This window comes from Pseudomonas sp. S3(2024) (assembly GCF_036861315.1).
Lineage (GTDB): Bacteria > Pseudomonadota > Gammaproteobacteria > Pseudomonadales > Pseudomonadaceae > Aquipseudomonas > Aquipseudomonas putida_A.
The window spans coordinates 642,444-660,495 of the sequence record NZ_JAZAQQ010000001.1 but is presented as its reverse complement, the minus strand read 5'-3'; the positions used below and the strand labels follow the sequence as shown (position 1 = coordinate 660,495).

Below are 18,052 nucleotides of genomic sequence, written 5' to 3'. Positions count from 1 at the left end.
TTTTCAGGTGACCAGTGGTCGCTGGTTAAGGACGGATCTCGATCATCGTGCCGTCCGGCACCAGACCCCAGACTTCACGCATGTCCATGTTGCGCATGGCGATGCAGCCGTCGGTCCAGTCCAGGGTGTGGAACAGGTCTTCCGGGGTTTCTTCCGAATCCGGGGTGCCGTGGATCATGATCATGCCGCCAGGCTCGACGCCTTCGCGGCGGGCACGGGCCGAATCGCTGATGTTCGGATAGGAGATGTGCATCGCCAGATTGAATTTTTCACTGACCTTGCGCCAGTCGATCCAATAGAAACCTTCGGGTGTGCGTTTGTCGCCTTCAATCAGTTTCGGACCTTTTTTCGCGCCCTTGCCCAAGGAGATTCGATAGGTCTTGATCGGCTTGCCGTCGGCGATCAATTGCAGTTGATGAGCCGATTTGAGCACCAGGATTTTTTCGATCATCGGGGTATTCGACGGCGTCACGGTGGTCACGAATGACGCTTGGGACACGGTGACGAACGACAGGCAAAACAGGGCAAGCAACCAGCGCATTGAAACGATTCCCCAGGGAGTGACGCAGATATTTTATTTATAGAAGCTTTTAGGTGATGGCAGGCTGCGTCAACGGCGGAATCGATTCGGAGCGAACCGGGTAGCTTTCGGCGCGGCGATCAGCGAAGAAGCATTCTAAGGTACGCCCCACGGTGCGGAAAGCCAGCTCGTCCCACGGGATGTCGGCTTCGTCGAATAGTTGTACTTCGAGGCTTTCGGGCCCGGCAGCAAAGTCCAGATCGGCCAGTTCTGCGCGGAAAAATACGTGCACCTGACTGATGTGCGGCACGTCGATCAGCGTGTAGATGCTCAGATTACGCACTCGGGCGCAGGCTTCCTCGGCGGTTTCGCGGATCGCGGCTTGCTCGATGGTTTCGCCGTTTTCCATGAAACCGGCGGGCAGCGTCCAGTAACCGAGGCGTGGCTCGATGGCGCGGCGGCAGAGCAGCACTTTACTGCCCCAGGTCGCGACGCAACCGGCGACGATATTGGGGTTTTGATAGTGAATGGTCTGACAGCTGTCACAGACAAATCGCAGCCGCGAATCGCCTTCGGGAATGCGCTGGGTCACCGGGTTGCCGCACTGGCTGCAAAATTTCATGCTGGGGTTCCTGAATGCTGCGCCTATCTTGGCGTGCAGCGGTGCCGGTCGGCAAGTTGTCGTTTCGCGACATGGCCCGGCGAGGGGCTTGGGCGGCTGCAATGATTGGTGCATGATGCAGGGTAAGGCACAGATCGAGAACACTCATGCTGGACGAGCTACTGCATAGGGTAAGCAACCACACACCGCGCACGCTGGAGACCGATAAACGTTTCCCCGAGGCCGCTGTTCTGGTGCCGATCACCCGCAGTGACGAACCCGAGCTGGTGCTGACCCTGCGCGCCAGCGGCCTCTCGACCCATGGCGGCGAGGTGGCCTTCCCCGGCGGACGCCGTGACCCGGAAGACCCCGACCTGATCTTCACCGCTCTGCGCGAAGCCGAGGAAGAAATCGGCCTGCCACCGGGGCTAGTCGAGGTGATCGGCCCGCTCAGCCCGCTGATCTCCCTGCACGGCATCAAGGTCACGCCGTATGTCGGGGTGATCCCGGACTTCGTCGAATACCAGGCCAACGATGCCGAGATCGCAGCGGTGTTCAACGTGCCGCTGGAGTTTTTCCGCAAAGATCCGCGCGAACACACGCACCGTATCGATTACCAGGGCCGTAGTTGGTATGTGCCGAGTTATCGCTACGGCGAATTCAAGATCTGGGGTTTGACCGCTATCATGATCGTCGAACTGATCAATCTGCTCTATGACGAACAGATCAGCCTGCATCACCCGCCCAAAAGTTTTATTAATACCTGAAGCATCAACACCTGAAGCCATCGCTCGAATGGCCCGTTCTTGAGCCCTGAGGAAAACAAGATGAAATACCGCCTGGGCGACGCCCGCGTCGAAACCCATCCACAGAGCTGGGTCGCGCCCAATGCCGTGCTGGTGGGCAAGGTCAGACTGGAAGAGGGCGCCAACGTCTGGTTCAACGCCGTATTGCGCGGCGACAACGAACTGATCCTGATCGGCAAGAACAGCAACGTCCAGGACGGCACGGTGATGCACACCGACATGGGCTATCCGCTGACCATCGGCACCGGCGTGACCATCGGTCACAACGCCATGCTGCATGGTTGCACCGTCGGCGATTACAGCCTGATTGGCATCAACGCGGTAATCCTCAACGGCGCGAAAATCGGCAAGAACTGCATCATCGGCGCCAATTCGCTGATCGGCGAAGGCAAGGAAATTCCCGATGGCTCGCTGGTGATGGGCTCGCCGGGCAAGGTCGTGCGTGAGCTGACCGAGGCGCAGAAGAAAATGCTTGAGGCCAGCGCCGCGCACTACGTGCACAATTCCCAGCGCTATGCGCGTGATCTGGTCGAGCAGGAAGAATGAGTACTCCCGAAAGACCGGTTGCCTCGCCGTGTGTGAATATCTGCGCACTGGATGAGGACGATATTTGCACCGGTTGCCAGCGCACGGTCGCTGAGATCACCCGCTGGGGCCGGATGACCAACGATGAGCGGCGGGTAGTGCTCGGGTTGTGTCATGAGCGGGCGAAGGCGAGTGGGTTGGTGTGGATGGTTCCCGGAAAATCAGGCGCCTGACAGGCCGCCTTCGCGAGCAAGCCCGCTCCCACATTTGAAATGCATTGCCCTGTGGGAGCGGGCTTGCTCGCGAAGAGGCCGGAACAGCCGCTACTTCTTATTGGCCCGACTCCAAGCCTGAAGTAACCTGTGCGCCAATTTCCCAGGTCGCCGCCATGATTTTCCTCATCGCCTACATCAGCAGCGTCGTGCTGATCAACTTCGCTTTCTCCACCGCGCCACACCTGGACATCATCTGGTCGGCCTGGGGCGGGTTGGTGTTCGTGTTGCGCGACATGGTGCAAACCCGTTTCGGCCACGGTGCGCTCGTGGCGATGCTGGCGGCGCTGGTGCTGTCTTACGTCACTTCTGATCCATCCATCGCCTTGGCCAGCGCCACGGCGTTCGCGGTGTCGGAAATCATCGACTGGCTGGTGTTCAGCGTCACCAAACGGCCGCTGCGCGACCGCCTGTGGATCAGCTCGGCGCTGAGCATTCCGCTCGATACCTTCATCTTTTTCGGCATGATCGACCTGATGACGCCACCGGTGATCATCACCGCACTGGTCTCGAAGTTTGCCGGCGTCACTGCCGTTTGGCTGATCATGGCCTGGCGCGAGCGCAAACAGGCTGTCGCCAGCTGAGCCAAACCCTGCGGTTCATGTAAAATGCCGCGCTTTCTCCCCATGGAAAGCGCGTCTGGCGTTGCTTTCCTCGATGATCCGCTTCTTTGAGGACCTGAGATGACCCGTATCGGAACTCCATTGTCGCCGACCGCGACCCGCGTATTGCTGTGTGGCTGTGGTGAGTTGGGCAAGGAAGTGGTGATCGAGCTGCAACGCCTGGGCGTTGAAGTGATTGCCGTCGACCGTTACGCCAACGCGCCGGCCATGCAGGTGGCGCACCGCAGCCACGTGATCAACATGCTCGACGGCGCCGCGCTGCGTGCAGTCATCGAAGCCGAGAAACCGCACTTCATCGTGCCGGAAATCGAAGCCATCGCCACCGCCACGCTGGTCGAGCTGGAAGCCGAAGGCTTCACCGTGATCCCGACCGCCCGCGCCGCGCAACTGACCATGAACCGCGAAGGTATCCGCCGTCTGGCCGCTGAAGAGCTGGACCTGCCAACCTCGCCGTACCACTTTGCCGACACCTTCGAGGACTACAGCAAAGCCGTGCAGGACTTGGGCTTCCCGTGCGTGGTCAAGCCAGTCATGAGCTCGTCGGGCAAAGGCCAGAGCCTGCTGCGCAGCGCCGATGACGTGCAGAAAGCCTGGGATTACGCGCAAGAGGGCGGTCGCGCCGGCAAAGGTCGGGTGATCATCGAAGGCTTCATCGATTTCGACTACGAAATCACCCTGCTGACCGTGCGCCACATCGGCGGCACCACGTTCTGCGCACCGGTCGGTCACCGTCAGGAGAAGGGCGACTATCAGGAATCCTGGCAGCCGCAAGCCATGAGCCCGATTGCTCTGGCTGAGTCCGAGCGCGTGGCCAAAGCCGTGACCGAGGCCTTGGGCGGTCGCGGGCTGTTCGGCGTCGAGCTGTTCATCAAGGGTGATCAGGTATGGTTCAGCGAAGTCTCGCCGCGCCCGCATGACACCGGTCTGGTGACCCTGATTTCCCAGGACCTGTCGCAGTTTGCCCTGCACGCACGGGCCATTCTCGGTCTGCCGGTGCCGCTGATCCGTCAGTTCGGCCCATCGGCTTCGGCGGTGATTCTGGTGGAAGGGCAGTCGACCCAGACCGCGTTCGCCAACCTGGGCGCAGCGCTGAGCGAGCCGGATACGGCGTTGCGTCTGTTCGGCAAGCCTGAAGTCAATGGTCAGCGCCGGATGGGCGTGGCGTTGGCGCGGGACGAGTCGATCGAAGCTGCGCGTGCCAAGGCGACCCGTGCTGCTCAGGCTGTTGTTGTAGAGCTGTAAACCGAGGCGCGGCATTCGCGAGCAAGCCCGCTCCCACAGAGAAATGCATTCCAATGTGGGAGCGGGCTTGCTCGCGAAGCTTTTGATCTTCCGTCAGGCAACCTGATTCAGATCGTTATTGCGCGTTTCCTTCAGGCACAGCACAGCAATCAGGCTGAGCACCGCTGCCGCCGACACATACCCGCCGACATAACTCAAACCACCCATTGCCACCAGTTTCTGCGCGAAGAACGGAGCCGCCGAGGCGCCGACGATCCCGCCGAGGTTGTAAGCGGCCGATGCGCCGGTATAGCGCACGTGGGTCGGAAACAGTTCCGGCAGCAGCGCGCCCATCGGGGCAAACGTCACGCCCATCAGGAAAAGCTCGATGCACAGGAACAGCGCCACGCCCCAGGTCGAACCTTGCGTCAGCAACGGCTCCATCAGAAACCCGGACAGAATCGCCAGCACGCCGCCAACGATCAGCACCGGTTTGCGCCCGTAACGGTCACTCGCCCAGGCGGACAACGGTGTTGCCGCGGCCATGAACAGCACGGCAAAACACAGCAGTCCAAGAAACGTCTCACGGCTGTAGCCGAGGGTGGACACGCCGTAGCTCAGAGAAAACACCGTCGAGATGTAAAACAGCGCATAGCACACCACCATCGCCGCTGCGCCAAGCAGTGTTGGCGCCCAGTACTGGGTGAAAAGCTCGACCAGCGGCACCTTCACTCGCTCCTGACGGGCGATGGCGTTGGCGAACACCGGGGTTTCGTGGAGCTTCAAGCGCACATACAGGCCGACCATCACCAGTGCCGCGCTGAGCAGAAACGGAATCCGCCAGCCCCAGCTGCGGAACTGCTCGTCATCGAGGGTCATGGCCAGGGTCAGGAACAGGCCATTGGCTGCAAGAAAGCCGATTGACGGGCCAAGCTGCGGGAACATGCCGAACCACGCCCGTTTGCCCTTGGGCGCATTCTCCGTGGCCAGCAACGCCGCGCCACCCCATTCGCCACCCAATCCCAAACCCTGACCGAAACGCAGCACACACAACAGAATCGGGGCCCAGGCGCCAATGCTGGCGTAACCCGGCAGCACGCCGATCAGCGTGGTGCACACGCCCATCAGCAAGAGCGAGGCGACCAGTGTCGACTTGCGCCCGATGCGGTCACCGAAATGGCCGAACAGTGCCGAACCCAGCGGGCGGGCGAGGAAGGCGATGCCGAAGGTGAGAAACGCCGAAAGCATCTGCGCGGTGCCGGACGTCTGCGGAAAGAACACCGGCCCGATCACCAGTGCAGCGGCGGTGGCGTAAACGTAGAAGTCGTAGAACTCGATGGCGGTGCCGATGAAGCTCGCCGTCGCCACGCGGGTGGCGGAGTTGGTCGGCTGGGCAGGCGCGGTGGCGCTGTAAGCGGTACTGGTCGTCATGCGGTGATCCCTGACAGTCATGAGCTCCGTTGGAGCGAATTATTATGGTTGAACACCCAGGGATGTGGGATGAGACGCGAGCGCTGTTTCGAGTAGGAACAGTCGTCGGGGTGATGCGGAAATTGCCGAAACCTGTCTTGTGCGGGGTAAGCACGAGGTTCGGTGGCGCTTGGGTGAGCACCTCGATTATAGGAAGGGGGCTAACGATCAAACAAGAGCAAAAGATCGCAGCGGATTGACGTCGATTGATCTTCCTGTGGCGAGGGAGCTTGCTCCCGCTGGGTTGCGAAGCGACCCCAACACATTTACGGCCGCTGCGCGCCCGAGCGGAAGCAAGCTCCCTCGCCACAAAAGCGCCTAAACCTTGGCAGGCACAGCGCTCGTATGCCAGATCAGCACCTTGCTCACCCGGTTGTCCTCGGTCTCGAGAATCTCCAGCCGATAGCGCCCGATCTTCAGACACACCGCGCTGTCCGGAATGGTCTCCAGCGCTTCGGTCACCAGACCGTTGAGGGTTTTTGGCCCGTCGCTCGGCAAATGCCAGCCGAGGCATTTGTTCAACTCGCGGATCGACGCGGTACCATCGATCACCATGCGCCCGTCGGGCTGCGGATGGATGTGCGGGTTGTCGAGGCTGTGCTCGCTTTCGAATTCGCCGACGATTTCTTCGAGAATGTCTTCCAGAGTGACGATGCCCAGCACTTCGCCGTACTCGTCCACCACCATGCCCAAGCGGCGCTGCTGCTTGTGGAAGTTCAGCAGTTGCAGTTGCAGCGGGGTGCTTTCCGGAACGAAGTACGGCTCGTAGCTGGCGGCCAGCAGCGCTTCGCGGGTCAGCTGGCCATCGTTGAGCAGATGGCGGATCTGCCGGGTGTTGAGCACCGCTTCGACCTGATTGATGTCGCTATGGAACACCGGCAGGCGCGTGCGTTTGTTCTGGCGCAGTTGTTCGATGATCTCCTCGATCGAATCGTCGAGGTTGATGCCGTCGACGTCGCTGCGGGGCACCAGAATGTCATTGACCGTGATGTTGTCCAGCGCGTGAATCCCTGACACCGGGTGGGTGCGAGACGGGTGTTCCGGGTCTTCGTTCGGGTCGGCAGGTTCTTCGTCTTCGCTTTGCTGCACCACTTGGGGTTTGCGCGCGAAGGGACGCAGCAGCAAACCGCTGATGCGGCTCAGCAGCCACGCCAGCGGGTAAAGAATCTTCAGCGGAACCGCCAGCAGGGTATTACCGAACGACAGCACCGCATCCGGGTAGCGCTGGGCCACGGTGCGCGGAAAGTAATCGGCAAACACCAGCAATACGGCGCCGGCGCCGAGGCAGGCGGCCCACGGGCCGTTTTCTTCGCAAAGGAAGATTGCCAGCAGCGTGGCAATGATTACCGCAAGGGCGCGGCACAGGGTGTTGCACAGGATCAGACTGTCGAGCGGAAAGCTCAGCTTCGCCAGCGGCTTATCGCTGGCACGCGAGGCGGTGCGTTGCGCGAGCAAGTGCTGCTGCGCGATTTCGACGGCGGTAAACAGCCCCGACCATAAAATCAGCAGGACAAATACCGCGAGCATCGGCCCTATGGGCAAACCGTCCATTTATGCCGCCCGTCAGATGTGCAGGATGTATTCACGAACCAGCTTGCTGCCGAAATACGCCAACATCAGCAGGCAGAAACCGGCGAGGGTCCAGCGAATCGCCTTGTGGCCGCGCCAGCCGAGGCGATTACGGCCCCACAGCAGCACGCTGAACACGATCCAGGCCAGACACGCCAGCAAGGTCTTGTGCACCAGATGCTGGGCGAACAGGTTCTCGACGAACAGCCAGCCGGAGATCAGCGACAGCGACAGCAGCGTCCAGCCAGCCCAGAGGAAGCCGAACAACAGGCTTTCCATGGTTTGCAGCGGCGGGAAGTTCTTGATCAGGCCCGACGGGTGTTTGTGCTTGAGCTGGTGATCCTGCACCAGCAGCAACAAGGCCTGGAACACCGCGATGGTGAACATGCCGTAGGCGAGGATCGACAGCAGGATGTGGGCGAGGATGCCCGGTTCTTCGTCGATGATCTGCACCGTGCCGGCCGGGGCGAACTGCGCCAGCAACACCGTCGCCGCGCCGAGTGGGAACAGCAGCACCAGCAGGTTTTCAACCGGGATCCGCGAGCAGGCCAGCAGCGTCAGGGCGATGACAGCCGCGGCGATCAGGCTGGCGGCGCTGAAGAAGTCCAGGCCCAGGCCGATCGGCGTCAGCAGGTGAGTGAGCAGGCTGGCGCTGTGGGCGAGCACGGCGAGGATGCCGAGCGTAACCAGCAGGCGCTTGTTCGCCTTGGCGCCGGAGGCCAGGCGGGTGCCCTGATAAAGGGTCGCAGCGGCATAAAGAAGCGCGGCGGCGATGGAAGTCAGCAAACTGGGTGACAAGGGGAGCATAAATCCTGTTAGGCAGGCCCGAAAGGCGCTGAGTTTGGCATAGAACCGCCACACCACGAAAGTGCGAGGTGTCCGCCCGACGCAGTCTTCGCTATAATCCGCGACCTGCCCACGCCGCAGGCTCGCCGAGCACATGTTGAATCCGGTCTGGGCCGCCATTATCCCGGTCTACACAGGGCCTGAAAGGATCGCGCAATGTTTGAAAACTTAACCGACCGTCTCTCGCAGACGCTGCGCCATGTCACCGGCAAGGCGAAGCTGACTGAAGACAATATCAAAGACACCCTGCGCGAAGTGCGCATGGCGTTGCTCGAAGCCGACGTCGCCCTGCCGGTGGTCAAGGACTTCGTCAATTCGGTCAAGGAGCGCGCTGTCGGCACCGAGGTGTCGCGCAGCCTGACGCCGGGCCAGGCCTTCGTGAAGATCGTCCAGGCCGAACTCGAAAGCCTGATGGGCGCGGCCAACGAAGACTTGAACCTGAGCGCCGTGCCGCCCGCCGTCATTCTGATGGCCGGTCTGCAGGGTGCCGGTAAAACCACCACCGCCGGCAAACTCGCGCGCTTCCTTAAAGAGCGCAAGAAGAAGTCGGTGATGGTCGTGTCGGCGGACATCTACCGTCCGGCTGCGATCAAACAGCTGGAAACCCTGGCCAACGACATCGGCGTGACGTTCTTCCCGTCCGATCTGAGCCAGAAGCCGGTCGACATCGCCAACGCGGCTATTAAAGAAGCAAAACTGAAATTCATCGACGTGGTCATCGTCGACACCGCCGGTCGTCTGCACATCGACGAAGAGATGATGGGCGAGATCAAGGCGCTGCACGCCGCGATCAACCCGGTCGAAACCCTGTTCGTGGTTGATGCCATGACCGGCCAGGACGCCGCCAACACGGCCAAGGCCTTCGGTGATGCGCTGCCGCTGACCGGTGTGATTCTGACCAAGGTCGACGGCGATGCCCGTGGCGGTGCCGCACTGTCGGTGCGCGCGATCACCGGCAAGCCGATCAAGTTCATCGGTATGGGCGAGAAGAGCGAAGCGCTTGATCCGTTCCACCCTGAGCGTATCGCTTCGCGGATCCTCGGCATGGGCGATGTGCTCAGCCTGATCGAACAGGCTGAAGCGACCCTCGACAAGGACAAGGCCGACAAACTGGCCAAGAAGCTGAAGAAGGGCAAGGGCTTCGACCTCGAAGACTTCCGCGATCAGCTGCAACAGATGAAGAACATGGGCGGCCTCGGCGGCCTCATGGACAAGCTGCCGAGCATCGGCGGCGTCAATCTGTCGCAAATGGGCAATGCCCAGAACGCGGCAGAGAAGCAGTTCAAGCAGATGGAAGCCATCATCAACTCCATGACCCCGGCCGAGCGCCGCGACCCTGAACTGATCAGCGGTTCGCGCAAACGCCGGATCGCCATGGGTTCCGGCACTCAGGTGCAGGACATCGGTCGCTTGATCAAGCAGCACAAGCAGATGCAGAAGATGATGAAGAAATTCACCGCCAAAGGCGGAATGGCGAAAATGATGCGCGGCATGGGCGGTATGTTGCCCGGCGGCGGCATGCCGAAAATGTGATTCAGGACACCAAGACTTCGCCGGTCGTCGCACCGGCGCAGACCCTGCAAGGACGCAGGATCAACAGCAAACCCGCACTCGGCGGGAGCTGACTGGCCGTTTTCATCGACGGCTCTATATGCAAATCCGCACGGCATGCCATAGGCGCCGGAAAAAGTCATTTGCAAAAGTCCGGATATTCCTTAGAATATGCGGCCTTTCGGGCACCCATGCCCGCTGTGCATTTAGATTTGCAGCACCGACTACAGGAACGATGTTCACATGCTAACAATCCGTCTTGCCCTTGGCGGCTCCAAAAAGCGCCCGTTTTACCACCTGACCGTAACCGACTCGCGTAACCCGCGTGACGGCTCCCACAAAGAACAGGTTGGCTTCTTCAACCCTGTTGCCCGTGGTCAGGAAATCCGTCTGTCCGTGAACCAAGAGCGCGTAGCCTACTGGCTGAGCGTTGGTGCACAGCCATCTGAGCGTGTTGCTCAGTTGCTGAAGGAATCTGCCAAGGCTGCAGCCTGAGCAGTATGAGCGCGACGCCAGAAAAAGCTGATGACCTGATCGTTGTCGGCAAGATTTTTTCGGTTCACGGCGTTCGCGGCGAGGTGAAGGTCTTTTCCTTTACCGATCCGATTGAAAACCTGTTGGACTACCGCAACTGGACGCTTCGGCGCGAAGGCGTGGTGAAACAGGTCGAGCTGGTCAGCGGCCGATCCACTCAAAAGGATCTGGTTGCCAAGCTCAAAGGCCTCGACGATCGCGATGAAGCCCGTCTTCTGAGCGGTTATGAGATTTGCATCTCGCGAAGCCTTTTGCCCAACCTGACAGGCGACGAGTACTACTGGTACCAGTTGCAGGGTCTGAGCGTCATCAACCAGGACGAGCAATTGTTCGGCAAGGTTGATCACCTGTTGGAGACCGGCGCGAACGATGTATTGGTGGTCAAGCCCTGCGCGGGCAGCCTGGATGATCGTGAGCGTTTGTTGCCCTACACAGAGCAATGCGTGCTGGCAATCGACCTGGATGCAGGCGTGATGCGGGTGGAATGGGACGCGGACTTCTAAGCAATGGCCAGCCTGCGCGTAGACGTCATTACGCTGTTCCCCGAGATGTTCTCGGCCATCAGTGAGTACGGCATTACCAGTCGTGCGGTCAAACAGGGGCTGTTGCAGCTGACCTGTTGGAATCCGCGGGATTACACGACGGATCGGCATCACACTGTGGACGATCGCCCGTTTGGCGGTGGTCCGGGCATGGTGATGAAGATCAAGCCCCTGGAAGATGCTCTGGTTCAGGCCAAGGCAGCAGCCGGGGAGGCGGCGAAGGTGATTTACCTGTCCCCCCAAGGCCGTCAACTGACTCAGTCGGCGGTACGCGAGTTGGCAAAATCGGATGCATTGATCCTGATTGCCGGCCGCTATGAAGGCATTGACGAGCGCTTTATTGAGGCTCATGTCGATGAAGAGTGGTCGATTGGTGACTATGTACTGTCTGGCGGCGAGCTGCCGGCCATGGTCATGATCGATGCGGTTACACGACTGCTGCCCGGAGCTTTAGGGCATGCGGATTCCGCTGAGGAAGATTCCTTTACGGATGGTCTGCTGGATTGCCCGCACTACACCCGACCTGAGGTGTATGCGGATCAGCGTGTTCCCGACGTGTTGCTAAGTGGCAATCACGCGCATATCCGGCGTTGGCGTTTACAGCAGTCCCTTGGTAGGACCTATGAACGACGCGCCGATCTTCTGGAAAGCCGCTCGCTTTCTGGAGAAGAGAAGAAGCTGCTCGAGGAATACATCCGCGAGCGGGACGATAGTTAACAACGTATCGATGGTAGATCAGTTGATTTACCTTAGGAGCACAGCATGACCAACAAAATCATCCTTGCACTCGAAGCAGAGCAGATGACCAAAGAAATCCCTACCTTTGCCCCAGGCGACACCATTGTCGTTCAGGTGAAAGTGAAGGAAGGCGATCGTTCCCGTCTGCAAGCGTTCGAAGGCGTTGTCATCGCCAAGCGTAACCGCGGCGTGAACAGTGCGTTCACCGTTCGTAAAATCTCCAACGGTGTTGGCGTAGAACGTACTTTCCAGACCTACTCCCCGCAGATCGACAGCATGGCTGTTAAACGTCGCGGTGACGTACGTAAAGCCAAGCTGTACTACCTGCGCGACCTGTCGGGTAAAGCAGCTCGCATCAAGGAAAAACTGGCTTAAGTCCAGCTTCCGATGCAGAAAAAAGCAGCCTACGGGCTGCTTTTTTGTTGCCTGTAATTTATCCACAGCATTTTTGTTTCAGGCCAGAACCATGACCACCCGCGACCAGGAAATCCAGCGCCGTACCGAACTCTCGGTAACCCGCGTGACCAAAGCCGTCTTCCCGCCGACCACCAACCACCACAACACCCTGTTCGGCGGCACCGCGCTGGCATGGATGGACGAAGTGTCGTTCATCACCGCCACCCGCTTCTGCCGCCTGCCGCTGGTGACTGTTTCAACCGACCGCATCGACTTCAACCACGCGATCCCGGCCGGCTCCATCGTCGAACTGGTCGGTAAAGTGATCAAGGTCGGCAATACCAGCCTCAAGGTCGAGGTGGAAGTGTTTGTCGAGAGCATGAGTTGTGATGGCCGCGAGAAGGCGATTCATGGGCAGTTCAGCTTTGTCGCTATTGATGATGACAAGCGGCCGGTGCCGGTGCTGCCTGGGTTTGCAGCCTGATCTGGAACCGAGTCGCGCCATTCGCGAGCAGGCTCGCTCCCACAGGCTTTGTGTCGGACACAATTTCCGATCACTGTGGGAGCGAGCCTGCTCGCGAAGGCGTCAGCTCAGGCACCGCTGCTCTCAGGCTGAATCAACGCCAGCAACGTCCACCCGGATCCCGGTTTCAAAGCAGTCTCCGGCGTCACCACATGCACCCAGCCACTGTCATCGCGCATGAACAGCAGGGTCGCCCGATTGCCATGCAATGCCTGGTAATCCTCCCAACCGAAACCGTCCGTCAGCGTCGTGCTGTAGACCTCGGCGCCGTTGCTGATCAGGCTGGCCAGCTTGGCGTAGGTCAGCGCCTCGCTCCCCAGCTGATTGCCGCGATGTTCCAGGCTTGCCCGATGCTTGTCACTGCGACGACTTTCCTGACCACTGGCCAGACCAAACAGGCGTTGATGACCAAAGTCGTGTCGAAAACGCATCGCCGCCAGGGTGTTCAGTTCGCCCGACGGCGATAGCGCCAGCAGATGCCCCAGCCCCACCAGATCAAGATGCGCATCGGCATGCTGTGAAGCCGGGTTGCCAAAGTACGTCGGCAAACCCTCCATGCGCGCCGCACGAATGTTTTCCCAACTCGAATCGGTCAGTAGCACCCGGCTGCCCAGCTGCTGCAGCGACTTGCCCAGCAGGCGCGCCGGGCCGTTGGCGCCGACGATCAGGAAGCCGCTCGGCGCCGGTTCAGCGACGTTCAGCAAGCGTGCCAGTGGCCGAGCGGTTGCACTTTGCAGCACCACGGTGCCGATGATCACCGCGAAAGTCAGCGGCACCAGCAGCAGCGCACCTTCGTGCCCGGCTTGATCCAGACGAATCGCGAAAATCGCCGACACCGCCGCCGCCACGATCCCGCGCGGGGCGATCCAGCACAGCAGGGCGCGTTCACGCCAGCTCAGGCTAGAGCCGGCAGTGCTCAACAGCACGTTCAGCGGGCGCGCGATCAGTTGAATCACCAGCAGCAGAATCAGCACCAGCGGCCCGAGGCCGATCAGGGCATGCAGGTCCAGCCGCGCCGCCAGCAGAATGAACAACCCGGAAATCAGCAGTACGCTGAGGTTTTCCTTGAAGTGCAGGATGTGCCGCACATCCACGCCCTTCATGTTCGCCAGCCACATGCCCATCAGCGTCACCGCGAGCAGGCCGGACTCGTGCATCACCTGATTCGACGCAATGAAAATCCCCAGCACGGCTGCCAGCGAGGCGAGGTTATGCAGGTACTCGGGCAACCACTGGCGCCGGATGATGGTGCCCAGCACCCAGCCGCCGACCACCCCGAATACGCTGCCGCAGACAATCACCCCGCCGAAGGTCAACAGGCTCTGTTCGAGGCCGTTGCCCTCGGAGCGGGCGATGATGAAGCTGTAGACCACCACCGCGAGCAGGGCGCCGATCGGGTCGATGACGATGCCTTCCCAGCGCAAGATGTTGGCGATCGAGGCTTTCGGCCGCACCACCCGCAGCATCGGCACGATCACCGTCGGGCCGGTCACCAGCGTCAGGCTGCCGAACAGGATCGCCAGCAGCCAGTCGAAGCCGAGCAAGAAGTGCGTCGCGACGGCGATGACCACCCAGGTGACGAGCGCACCGAGAGTCACCAGCCGATGCACGACACTGCCGATCTCGCGCCATTCCGACAGGTGCAGGGTCAGACTGCCCTCAAACAGGATCAACGCTACCGCCAGCGACACCAGCGGCATCAGCAGCGGGCCGAACATTTCCTGCGGGTCGAGCCAGCCCAGCACCGGCCCGGCGAGAATCCCGGTCAGCAACAGAAACAGAATCGCCGGCAGCTTCAGGCGCCACGCCAGCCACTGGCAACCCAGCGCAGCGGCGCCGATCCCGCCAAATGCCAAGAGAATTTGCTGCTCGTTCATTGAAGCTCCCTGTTCCTTGAATTAGCGGGCTATGAAAGACTAGCGGCCATTCCTACAGTTCACTCTACATTTGCGCACGGCCCCGGAGGTTGTGTGTCTTGAGCGCCCATGCCTGCCATCGACCATCCGCTGATTGACCAATTCCTCGACGCCCTGTGGCTGGAAAAAGGCCTGTCCGACAACACCCGCGGCGCCTACCGCAGCGATCTGGCGCTGTTCAACGGCTGGCTGCAGGAGAAAAACCTGGAGCTGATCAATGCCGGTCGCGAGTTGATCCTCGATCACCTGTCCTGGCGCCTGGAACAGAACTACAAACCGCGTTCCACCGCCAGATTTCTTTCCGGTGTGCGTGGCTTTTATCGCTATCTGCTGCGGGAAAAGCTGATTACGGTCGATCCGACCTTGCGCGTCGACATGCCGCAACTCGGTCGGCCGTTGCCCAAATCGTTGTCGGAGGCCGACGTCGAAGCGCTGCTCAAGGCGCCGGACCTGAGCGAAGCCATCGGTCAGCGTGATCGCGCCATGCTTGAAGTGCTGTATGCCTGTGGCCTGCGGGTGACCGAACTGGTGAGCCTGACCTTGGAGCAGGTCAACCTGCGTCAGGGCGTGTTGCGGGTGATGGGCAAGGGCAGCAAGGAGCGGCTGGTGCCGATGGGCGAAGAGGCGATTGTCTGGGTCGAGCGTTACATGCGCGATGGCCGCAGCGAGCTGCTCGGCGGACGCCCCAGCGATGTGCTGTTCCCCAGCCAGCGCGGCGAACAGATGACCCGCCAGACTTTCTGGCACCGGATCAAGCATTGGGCCAAAGTCGCCGGGATCGGCAAATCGCTGTCACCGCACACCTTGCGTCACGCCTTCGCCACGCACCTGCTCAACCACGGCGCCGACCTGCGGGTGGTGCAAATGTTGCTGGGTCACAGCGACCTTTCCACTACGCAAATCTACACCCATGTGGCCCGCGCGCGGTTGCAAGATCTGCACGCCAAACACCACCCAAGAGGCTGATGAAAAACCTGTGGGAGCGGGCTTGCTCGCGAAGAGGCCGTCACAGACGAGATATTTGTCGCCTGCCAGGACGCCTTCGCGAGCAAGCCCGCTCCCACAGGGTTTGCGTCGCCCACAATCTCTGGCGACAGGCGCATTCGGCCATGCGAGCCTTATGTGGTAGGCTTTGCCGGTTTGCACGATGGACGGTTATGACCCGGTGTTCCGGCACGGGCGTTCTGACCGTTTCATTTGTCCGCCTTCAGGAGTTCTCATGCGTCTGACCCAGATTTTCGCCGCCGCAGCCATTGCGTTGGTCAGCACCTTTGCCGTCGCCGATGACGCGGCCGACAAAGCCATTCGTCAAAGCCTGGAAAAACTCGAACTCGAGGTTCCGGTAGAAAGCATCAGCGCCAGCCCGTTGCCGGGCATGTATGAAGTCAAGCTCAAGGGCAGCCGCGTGCTGTACGCCAGCGCCGACGGCCAGTACATCGTTCAGGGCTACCTGTTCCAGCTCAAGGACGGCAAACCGGTCAACCTGACCGAGAAGACCGAACGCCTGGGCATCTCCAAACTGATCAATGCCATTCCAGTTGCCGAAACCGTGGTGTATCCGGCGGTGGGCGAAACCAAATCGCACATCACCGTGTTCACCGACACCACCTGCCCGTACTGCCACAAGCTGCACGCCGAAGTGCCTGAGCTGAACAAGCGCGGCATCGAAGTGCGTTACGTGGCGTTCCCGCGTCAGGGCCTCGGCTCGCCGGGTGACGAGCAGCTGCAAGCCGTGTGGTGCTCGACCGACAAGAAAGCCGCCATGGACAAAATGGTCGATGGCAAGGAAATCAAGGCCGCCAAGTGCGCGAACCCGGTCTCCAAACAGTTCGCCCTCGGTCAGTCGATCGGCGTGAACGGTACACCGGCCATCGTTTTGGCCGACGGACAAGTCATTCCGGGCTACCAGCCGGCGCCACAAGTCGCCAAACTGGCGCTGGGCGCCAAGTAATTCGCATCGTCACGGTCAGCCTTTGACGATCATGGTCCGGCGGTAACTTCGCCGGGCCATTAATAGAGAGCCGCGAACACGCGGTTGTTTTCCGGCCGACCTTGCGTCGGCCGTTTCATGGGGAGTTCACAGTGAATCCGGTCAAAGTAGGCATCTGTGGGTTAGGGACCGTCGGTGGCGGTACCTTCAACGTACTTCAGCGCAACGCCGAGGAAATTGCTCGTCGTGCCGGGCGTGGGATCGAAGTGGCACAAATTGCCATGCGCACGCCAAAGCCTCAGTTCCAGACGACCGGTATTGCGATTACCAACGATGTCTTCGAAGTGGCCACGAACCCTGAGATCGACATCGTCATAGAGCTGATGGGCGGCTACACCGTTGCCCGCGAGCTGGTACTCAAGGCCATCGAGAATGGCAAGCATGTGGTCACCGCGAACAAGGCACTGATCGCCGTTCACGGTAATGAGATTTTCGCCAAGGCACGCGAGAAAGGCGTGATCGTGGCGTTCGAAGCGGCCGTGGCCGGTGGCATTCCGGTGATCAAGGCGATCCGTGAAGGCCTGTCCGCCAACCGCATCAACTGGGTCGCCGGGATCATCAACGGCACCGGTAACTTCATCCTCACCGAAATGCGCGAGAAGGGTCGCACCTTCGAAGACGTGCTGGCCGAAGCGCAAGCGCTGGGCTACGCCGAAGCCGATCCGACCTTCGACGTCGAAGGCATCGACGCGGCGCACAAGCTGACGATTCTGGCGTCGATCGCGTTCGGCATTCCGCTGCAATTCGACAAGGCCTACACCGAAGGCATCACCAAGCTGACCACCGCTGACGTGAACTACGCCGAAGCGCTGGGCTACCGCATCAAGCACCTCGGCGTGGCGCGCAGCACCGCTGCCGGCATCGAGCTGCGCGTACACCCGACGCTGATCCCGGCCGATCGTCTGATCGCCAACGTCAACGGCGTGATGAACGCCGTGATGGTCAATGGTGACGCTGCCGGTTCGACCCTGTTCTACGGCGCCGGCGCCGGCATGGAGCCGACCGCTTCGTCGGTGATCGCCGACCTGGTGGACGTGGTTCGCGCCATGACGTCCGATCCGGAAAACCGCGTGCCGCACCTGGCCTTCCAGCCGGACTCGCTGTCGGCGCATCCGATCCTGCCGATCGAAGCCTGCGAAAGTGCCTACTACCTGCGCATCCAGGCCAAGGACCATCCGGGCGTACTGGCTCAGGTGGCGAGCATCCTCTCGGAGCGTGGCATCAACATCGAGTCGATCATGCAGAAGGAAGTCGAGGAACACGACGGTCTGGTACCGATGATCCTGCTGACCCACCGCGTGGTCGAGCAGCGTATCAACGATGCGATCGCTGCCCTCGAAGCCCTGGCCGGCGTGAATGGTCCGGTTGTACGGATCCGCGTCGAGCACCTGAACTAAGTCGTTGTCCTG

General features: G+C 60.7%; 20 protein-coding genes. 14 read left to right on the top strand and 6 right to left on the bottom strand.

The window, feature by feature from the left end; genetic code table 11:
• Nucleotides 1-25: 25 nt before the first annotated feature.
• Both VLA07_RS03165 and VLA07_RS03160 read right to left on the bottom strand, forming a co-directional pair.
• Nucleotides 26-541, bottom strand: a complete 516-nt coding sequence (locus VLA07_RS03165; RefSeq protein WP_027610965.1) for a L,D-transpeptidase family protein — start codon at nt 539-541, stop codon at nt 26-28.
• 49 nt (nt 542-590) lie between these two features.
• Nucleotides 591-1,142 (bottom strand): NUDIX hydrolase, encoded by a 552-nt coding sequence (locus VLA07_RS03160; RefSeq protein ID WP_027610966.1) that lies wholly within the window; start codon nt 1,140-1,142, stop codon nt 591-593.
• 146 nt (nt 1,143-1,288) lie between these two features.
• Here VLA07_RS03160 and VLA07_RS03155 point away from each other — a divergent pair, with 146 nt between their 5' ends.
• The 5 genes from VLA07_RS03155 (at nt 1,289) to purT (ending at nt 4,589) form a co-directional block, all read left to right on the top strand.
• Nucleotides 1,289-1,888 (top strand): CoA pyrophosphatase, encoded by a 600-nt coding sequence (locus tag VLA07_RS03155; RefSeq protein ID WP_003221960.1) that lies wholly within the window; start codon nt 1,289-1,291, stop codon nt 1,886-1,888.
• A gap of 60 nt (nt 1,889-1,948) precedes the next feature.
• Nucleotides 1,949-2,473 (top strand): gamma carbonic anhydrase family protein, encoded by a 525-nt coding sequence (locus VLA07_RS03150; RefSeq protein WP_115986558.1) that lies wholly within the window; start codon nt 1,949-1,951, stop codon nt 2,471-2,473.
• Nucleotides 2,470-2,685 carry a DUF1289 domain-containing protein gene (locus VLA07_RS03145; RefSeq protein WP_223008423.1) on the top strand — a complete coding sequence of 72 codons (216 nt, stop codon included), beginning with the start codon at nt 2,470-2,472 and terminating at the stop codon, nt 2,683-2,685. Before VLA07_RS03150 ends, VLA07_RS03145 begins: the two co-directional genes overlap by 4 nt.
• 155 nt (nt 2,686-2,840) lie before the next feature.
• Nucleotides 2,841-3,308: a VUT family protein gene (locus VLA07_RS03140; protein WP_007967799.1), complete on the top strand. Its 468-nt coding sequence runs from the start codon at nt 2,841-2,843 to the stop codon at nt 3,306-3,308.
• Between the two features lie 99 nt (nt 3,309-3,407).
• Nucleotides 3,408-4,589, top strand: coding sequence for a formate-dependent phosphoribosylglycinamide formyltransferase (purT, locus tag VLA07_RS03135; RefSeq protein ID WP_003221968.1), 1,182 nt, complete (start codon nt 3,408-3,410; stop codon nt 4,587-4,589).
• A 93-nt stretch (nt 4,590-4,682) separates the two neighbouring features.
• Here the strand turns inward: purT and VLA07_RS03130 are convergent, their stop codons facing one another.
• The 3 genes from VLA07_RS03130 to VLA07_RS03120 form a co-directional block, all read right to left on the bottom strand.
• Nucleotides 4,683-5,999 (bottom strand): MFS transporter, encoded by a 1,317-nt coding sequence (locus VLA07_RS03130; protein ID WP_333988386.1) that lies wholly within the window; start codon nt 5,997-5,999, stop codon nt 4,683-4,685.
• Nucleotides 6,000-6,356: 357 nt separating this feature from the next.
• Complete coding sequence (locus VLA07_RS03125; protein ID WP_333988385.1) at nt 6,357-7,589, bottom strand: HlyC/CorC family transporter; 1,233 nt, start codon at nt 7,587-7,589, stop codon at nt 6,357-6,359.
• A 12-nt stretch (nt 7,590-7,601) separates the two neighbouring features.
• A complete protein-coding gene (locus VLA07_RS03120) occupies nt 7,602-8,414 on the bottom strand; it encodes a cytochrome C assembly family protein (RefSeq protein WP_333988384.1) in 813 nt (270 codons plus the stop codon).
• A gap of 195 nt (nt 8,415-8,609) precedes the next feature.
• On the opposite strand from VLA07_RS03120, the gene ffh reads away from it, so the two are divergent.
• The 6 genes from ffh to VLA07_RS03090 all read left to right on the top strand — a co-directional run bounded on the left by ffh (nt 8,610) and on the right by VLA07_RS03090 (nt 12,698).
• On the top strand, nt 8,610-9,986 hold the full coding sequence (gene ffh, locus VLA07_RS03115; protein ID WP_007967791.1) for a signal recognition particle protein: 1,377 nt from the start codon (nt 8,610-8,612) through the stop codon (nt 9,984-9,986).
• A gap of 261 nt (nt 9,987-10,247) precedes the next feature.
• The gene (gene rpsP, locus VLA07_RS03110) at nt 10,248-10,499 is read left to right on the top strand and encodes a 30S ribosomal protein S16 (protein WP_003185073.1); all 252 of its coding nucleotides are present in this window, start codon (nt 10,248-10,250) and stop codon (nt 10,497-10,499) included.
• 5 nt (nt 10,500-10,504) lie between these two features.
• Nucleotides 10,505-11,041: a ribosome maturation factor RimM gene (gene rimM, locus VLA07_RS03105; protein ID WP_003221979.1), complete on the top strand. Its 537-nt coding sequence runs from the start codon at nt 10,505-10,507 to the stop codon at nt 11,039-11,041.
• 3 nt (nt 11,042-11,044) lie between these two features.
• Nucleotides 11,045-11,797, top strand: coding sequence for a tRNA (guanosine(37)-N1)-methyltransferase TrmD (gene trmD / locus VLA07_RS03100; RefSeq protein ID WP_003221981.1), 753 nt, complete (start codon nt 11,045-11,047; stop codon nt 11,795-11,797).
• A gap of 45 nt (nt 11,798-11,842) precedes the next feature.
• Nucleotides 11,843-12,193, top strand: coding sequence for a 50S ribosomal protein L19 (gene rplS / locus VLA07_RS03095; protein WP_003175895.1), 351 nt, complete (start codon nt 11,843-11,845; stop codon nt 12,191-12,193).
• Between the two features lie 91 nt (nt 12,194-12,284).
• The gene (locus VLA07_RS03090) at nt 12,285-12,698 is read left to right on the top strand and encodes an acyl-CoA thioesterase (RefSeq protein ID WP_007908981.1); all 414 of its coding nucleotides are present in this window, start codon (nt 12,285-12,287) and stop codon (nt 12,696-12,698) included.
• A 107-nt stretch (nt 12,699-12,805) separates the two neighbouring features.
• Here VLA07_RS03090 and VLA07_RS03085 read toward each other — a convergent pair whose 3' ends face one another.
• Nucleotides 12,806-14,614, bottom strand: a complete 1,809-nt coding sequence (locus tag VLA07_RS03085; RefSeq protein WP_333988383.1) for a cation:proton antiporter — start codon at nt 14,612-14,614, stop codon at nt 12,806-12,808.
• A 108-nt stretch (nt 14,615-14,722) separates the two neighbouring features.
• Here VLA07_RS03085 and xerD point away from each other — a divergent pair, with 108 nt between their 5' ends.
• From xerD to VLA07_RS03070, 3 genes are all read left to right on the top strand, one after another.
• Nucleotides 14,723-15,619 carry a site-specific tyrosine recombinase XerD gene (xerD, locus tag VLA07_RS03080; RefSeq protein WP_007967784.1) on the top strand — a complete coding sequence of 299 codons (897 nt, stop codon included), beginning with the start codon at nt 14,723-14,725 and terminating at the stop codon, nt 15,617-15,619.
• 253 nt (nt 15,620-15,872) lie between these two features.
• Nucleotides 15,873-16,604, top strand: a complete 732-nt coding sequence (gene dsbC, locus VLA07_RS03075) for a bifunctional protein-disulfide isomerase/oxidoreductase DsbC (protein ID WP_007967782.1) — start codon at nt 15,873-15,875, stop codon at nt 16,602-16,604.
• A 131-nt stretch (nt 16,605-16,735) separates the two neighbouring features.
• Entirely contained in the window at nt 16,736-18,040 is a 1,305-nt protein-coding gene (locus VLA07_RS03070) for a homoserine dehydrogenase (RefSeq protein ID WP_007908972.1), read from the top strand.
• The last annotated feature ends 12 nt before the right edge of the window (nt 18,041-18,052 follow it).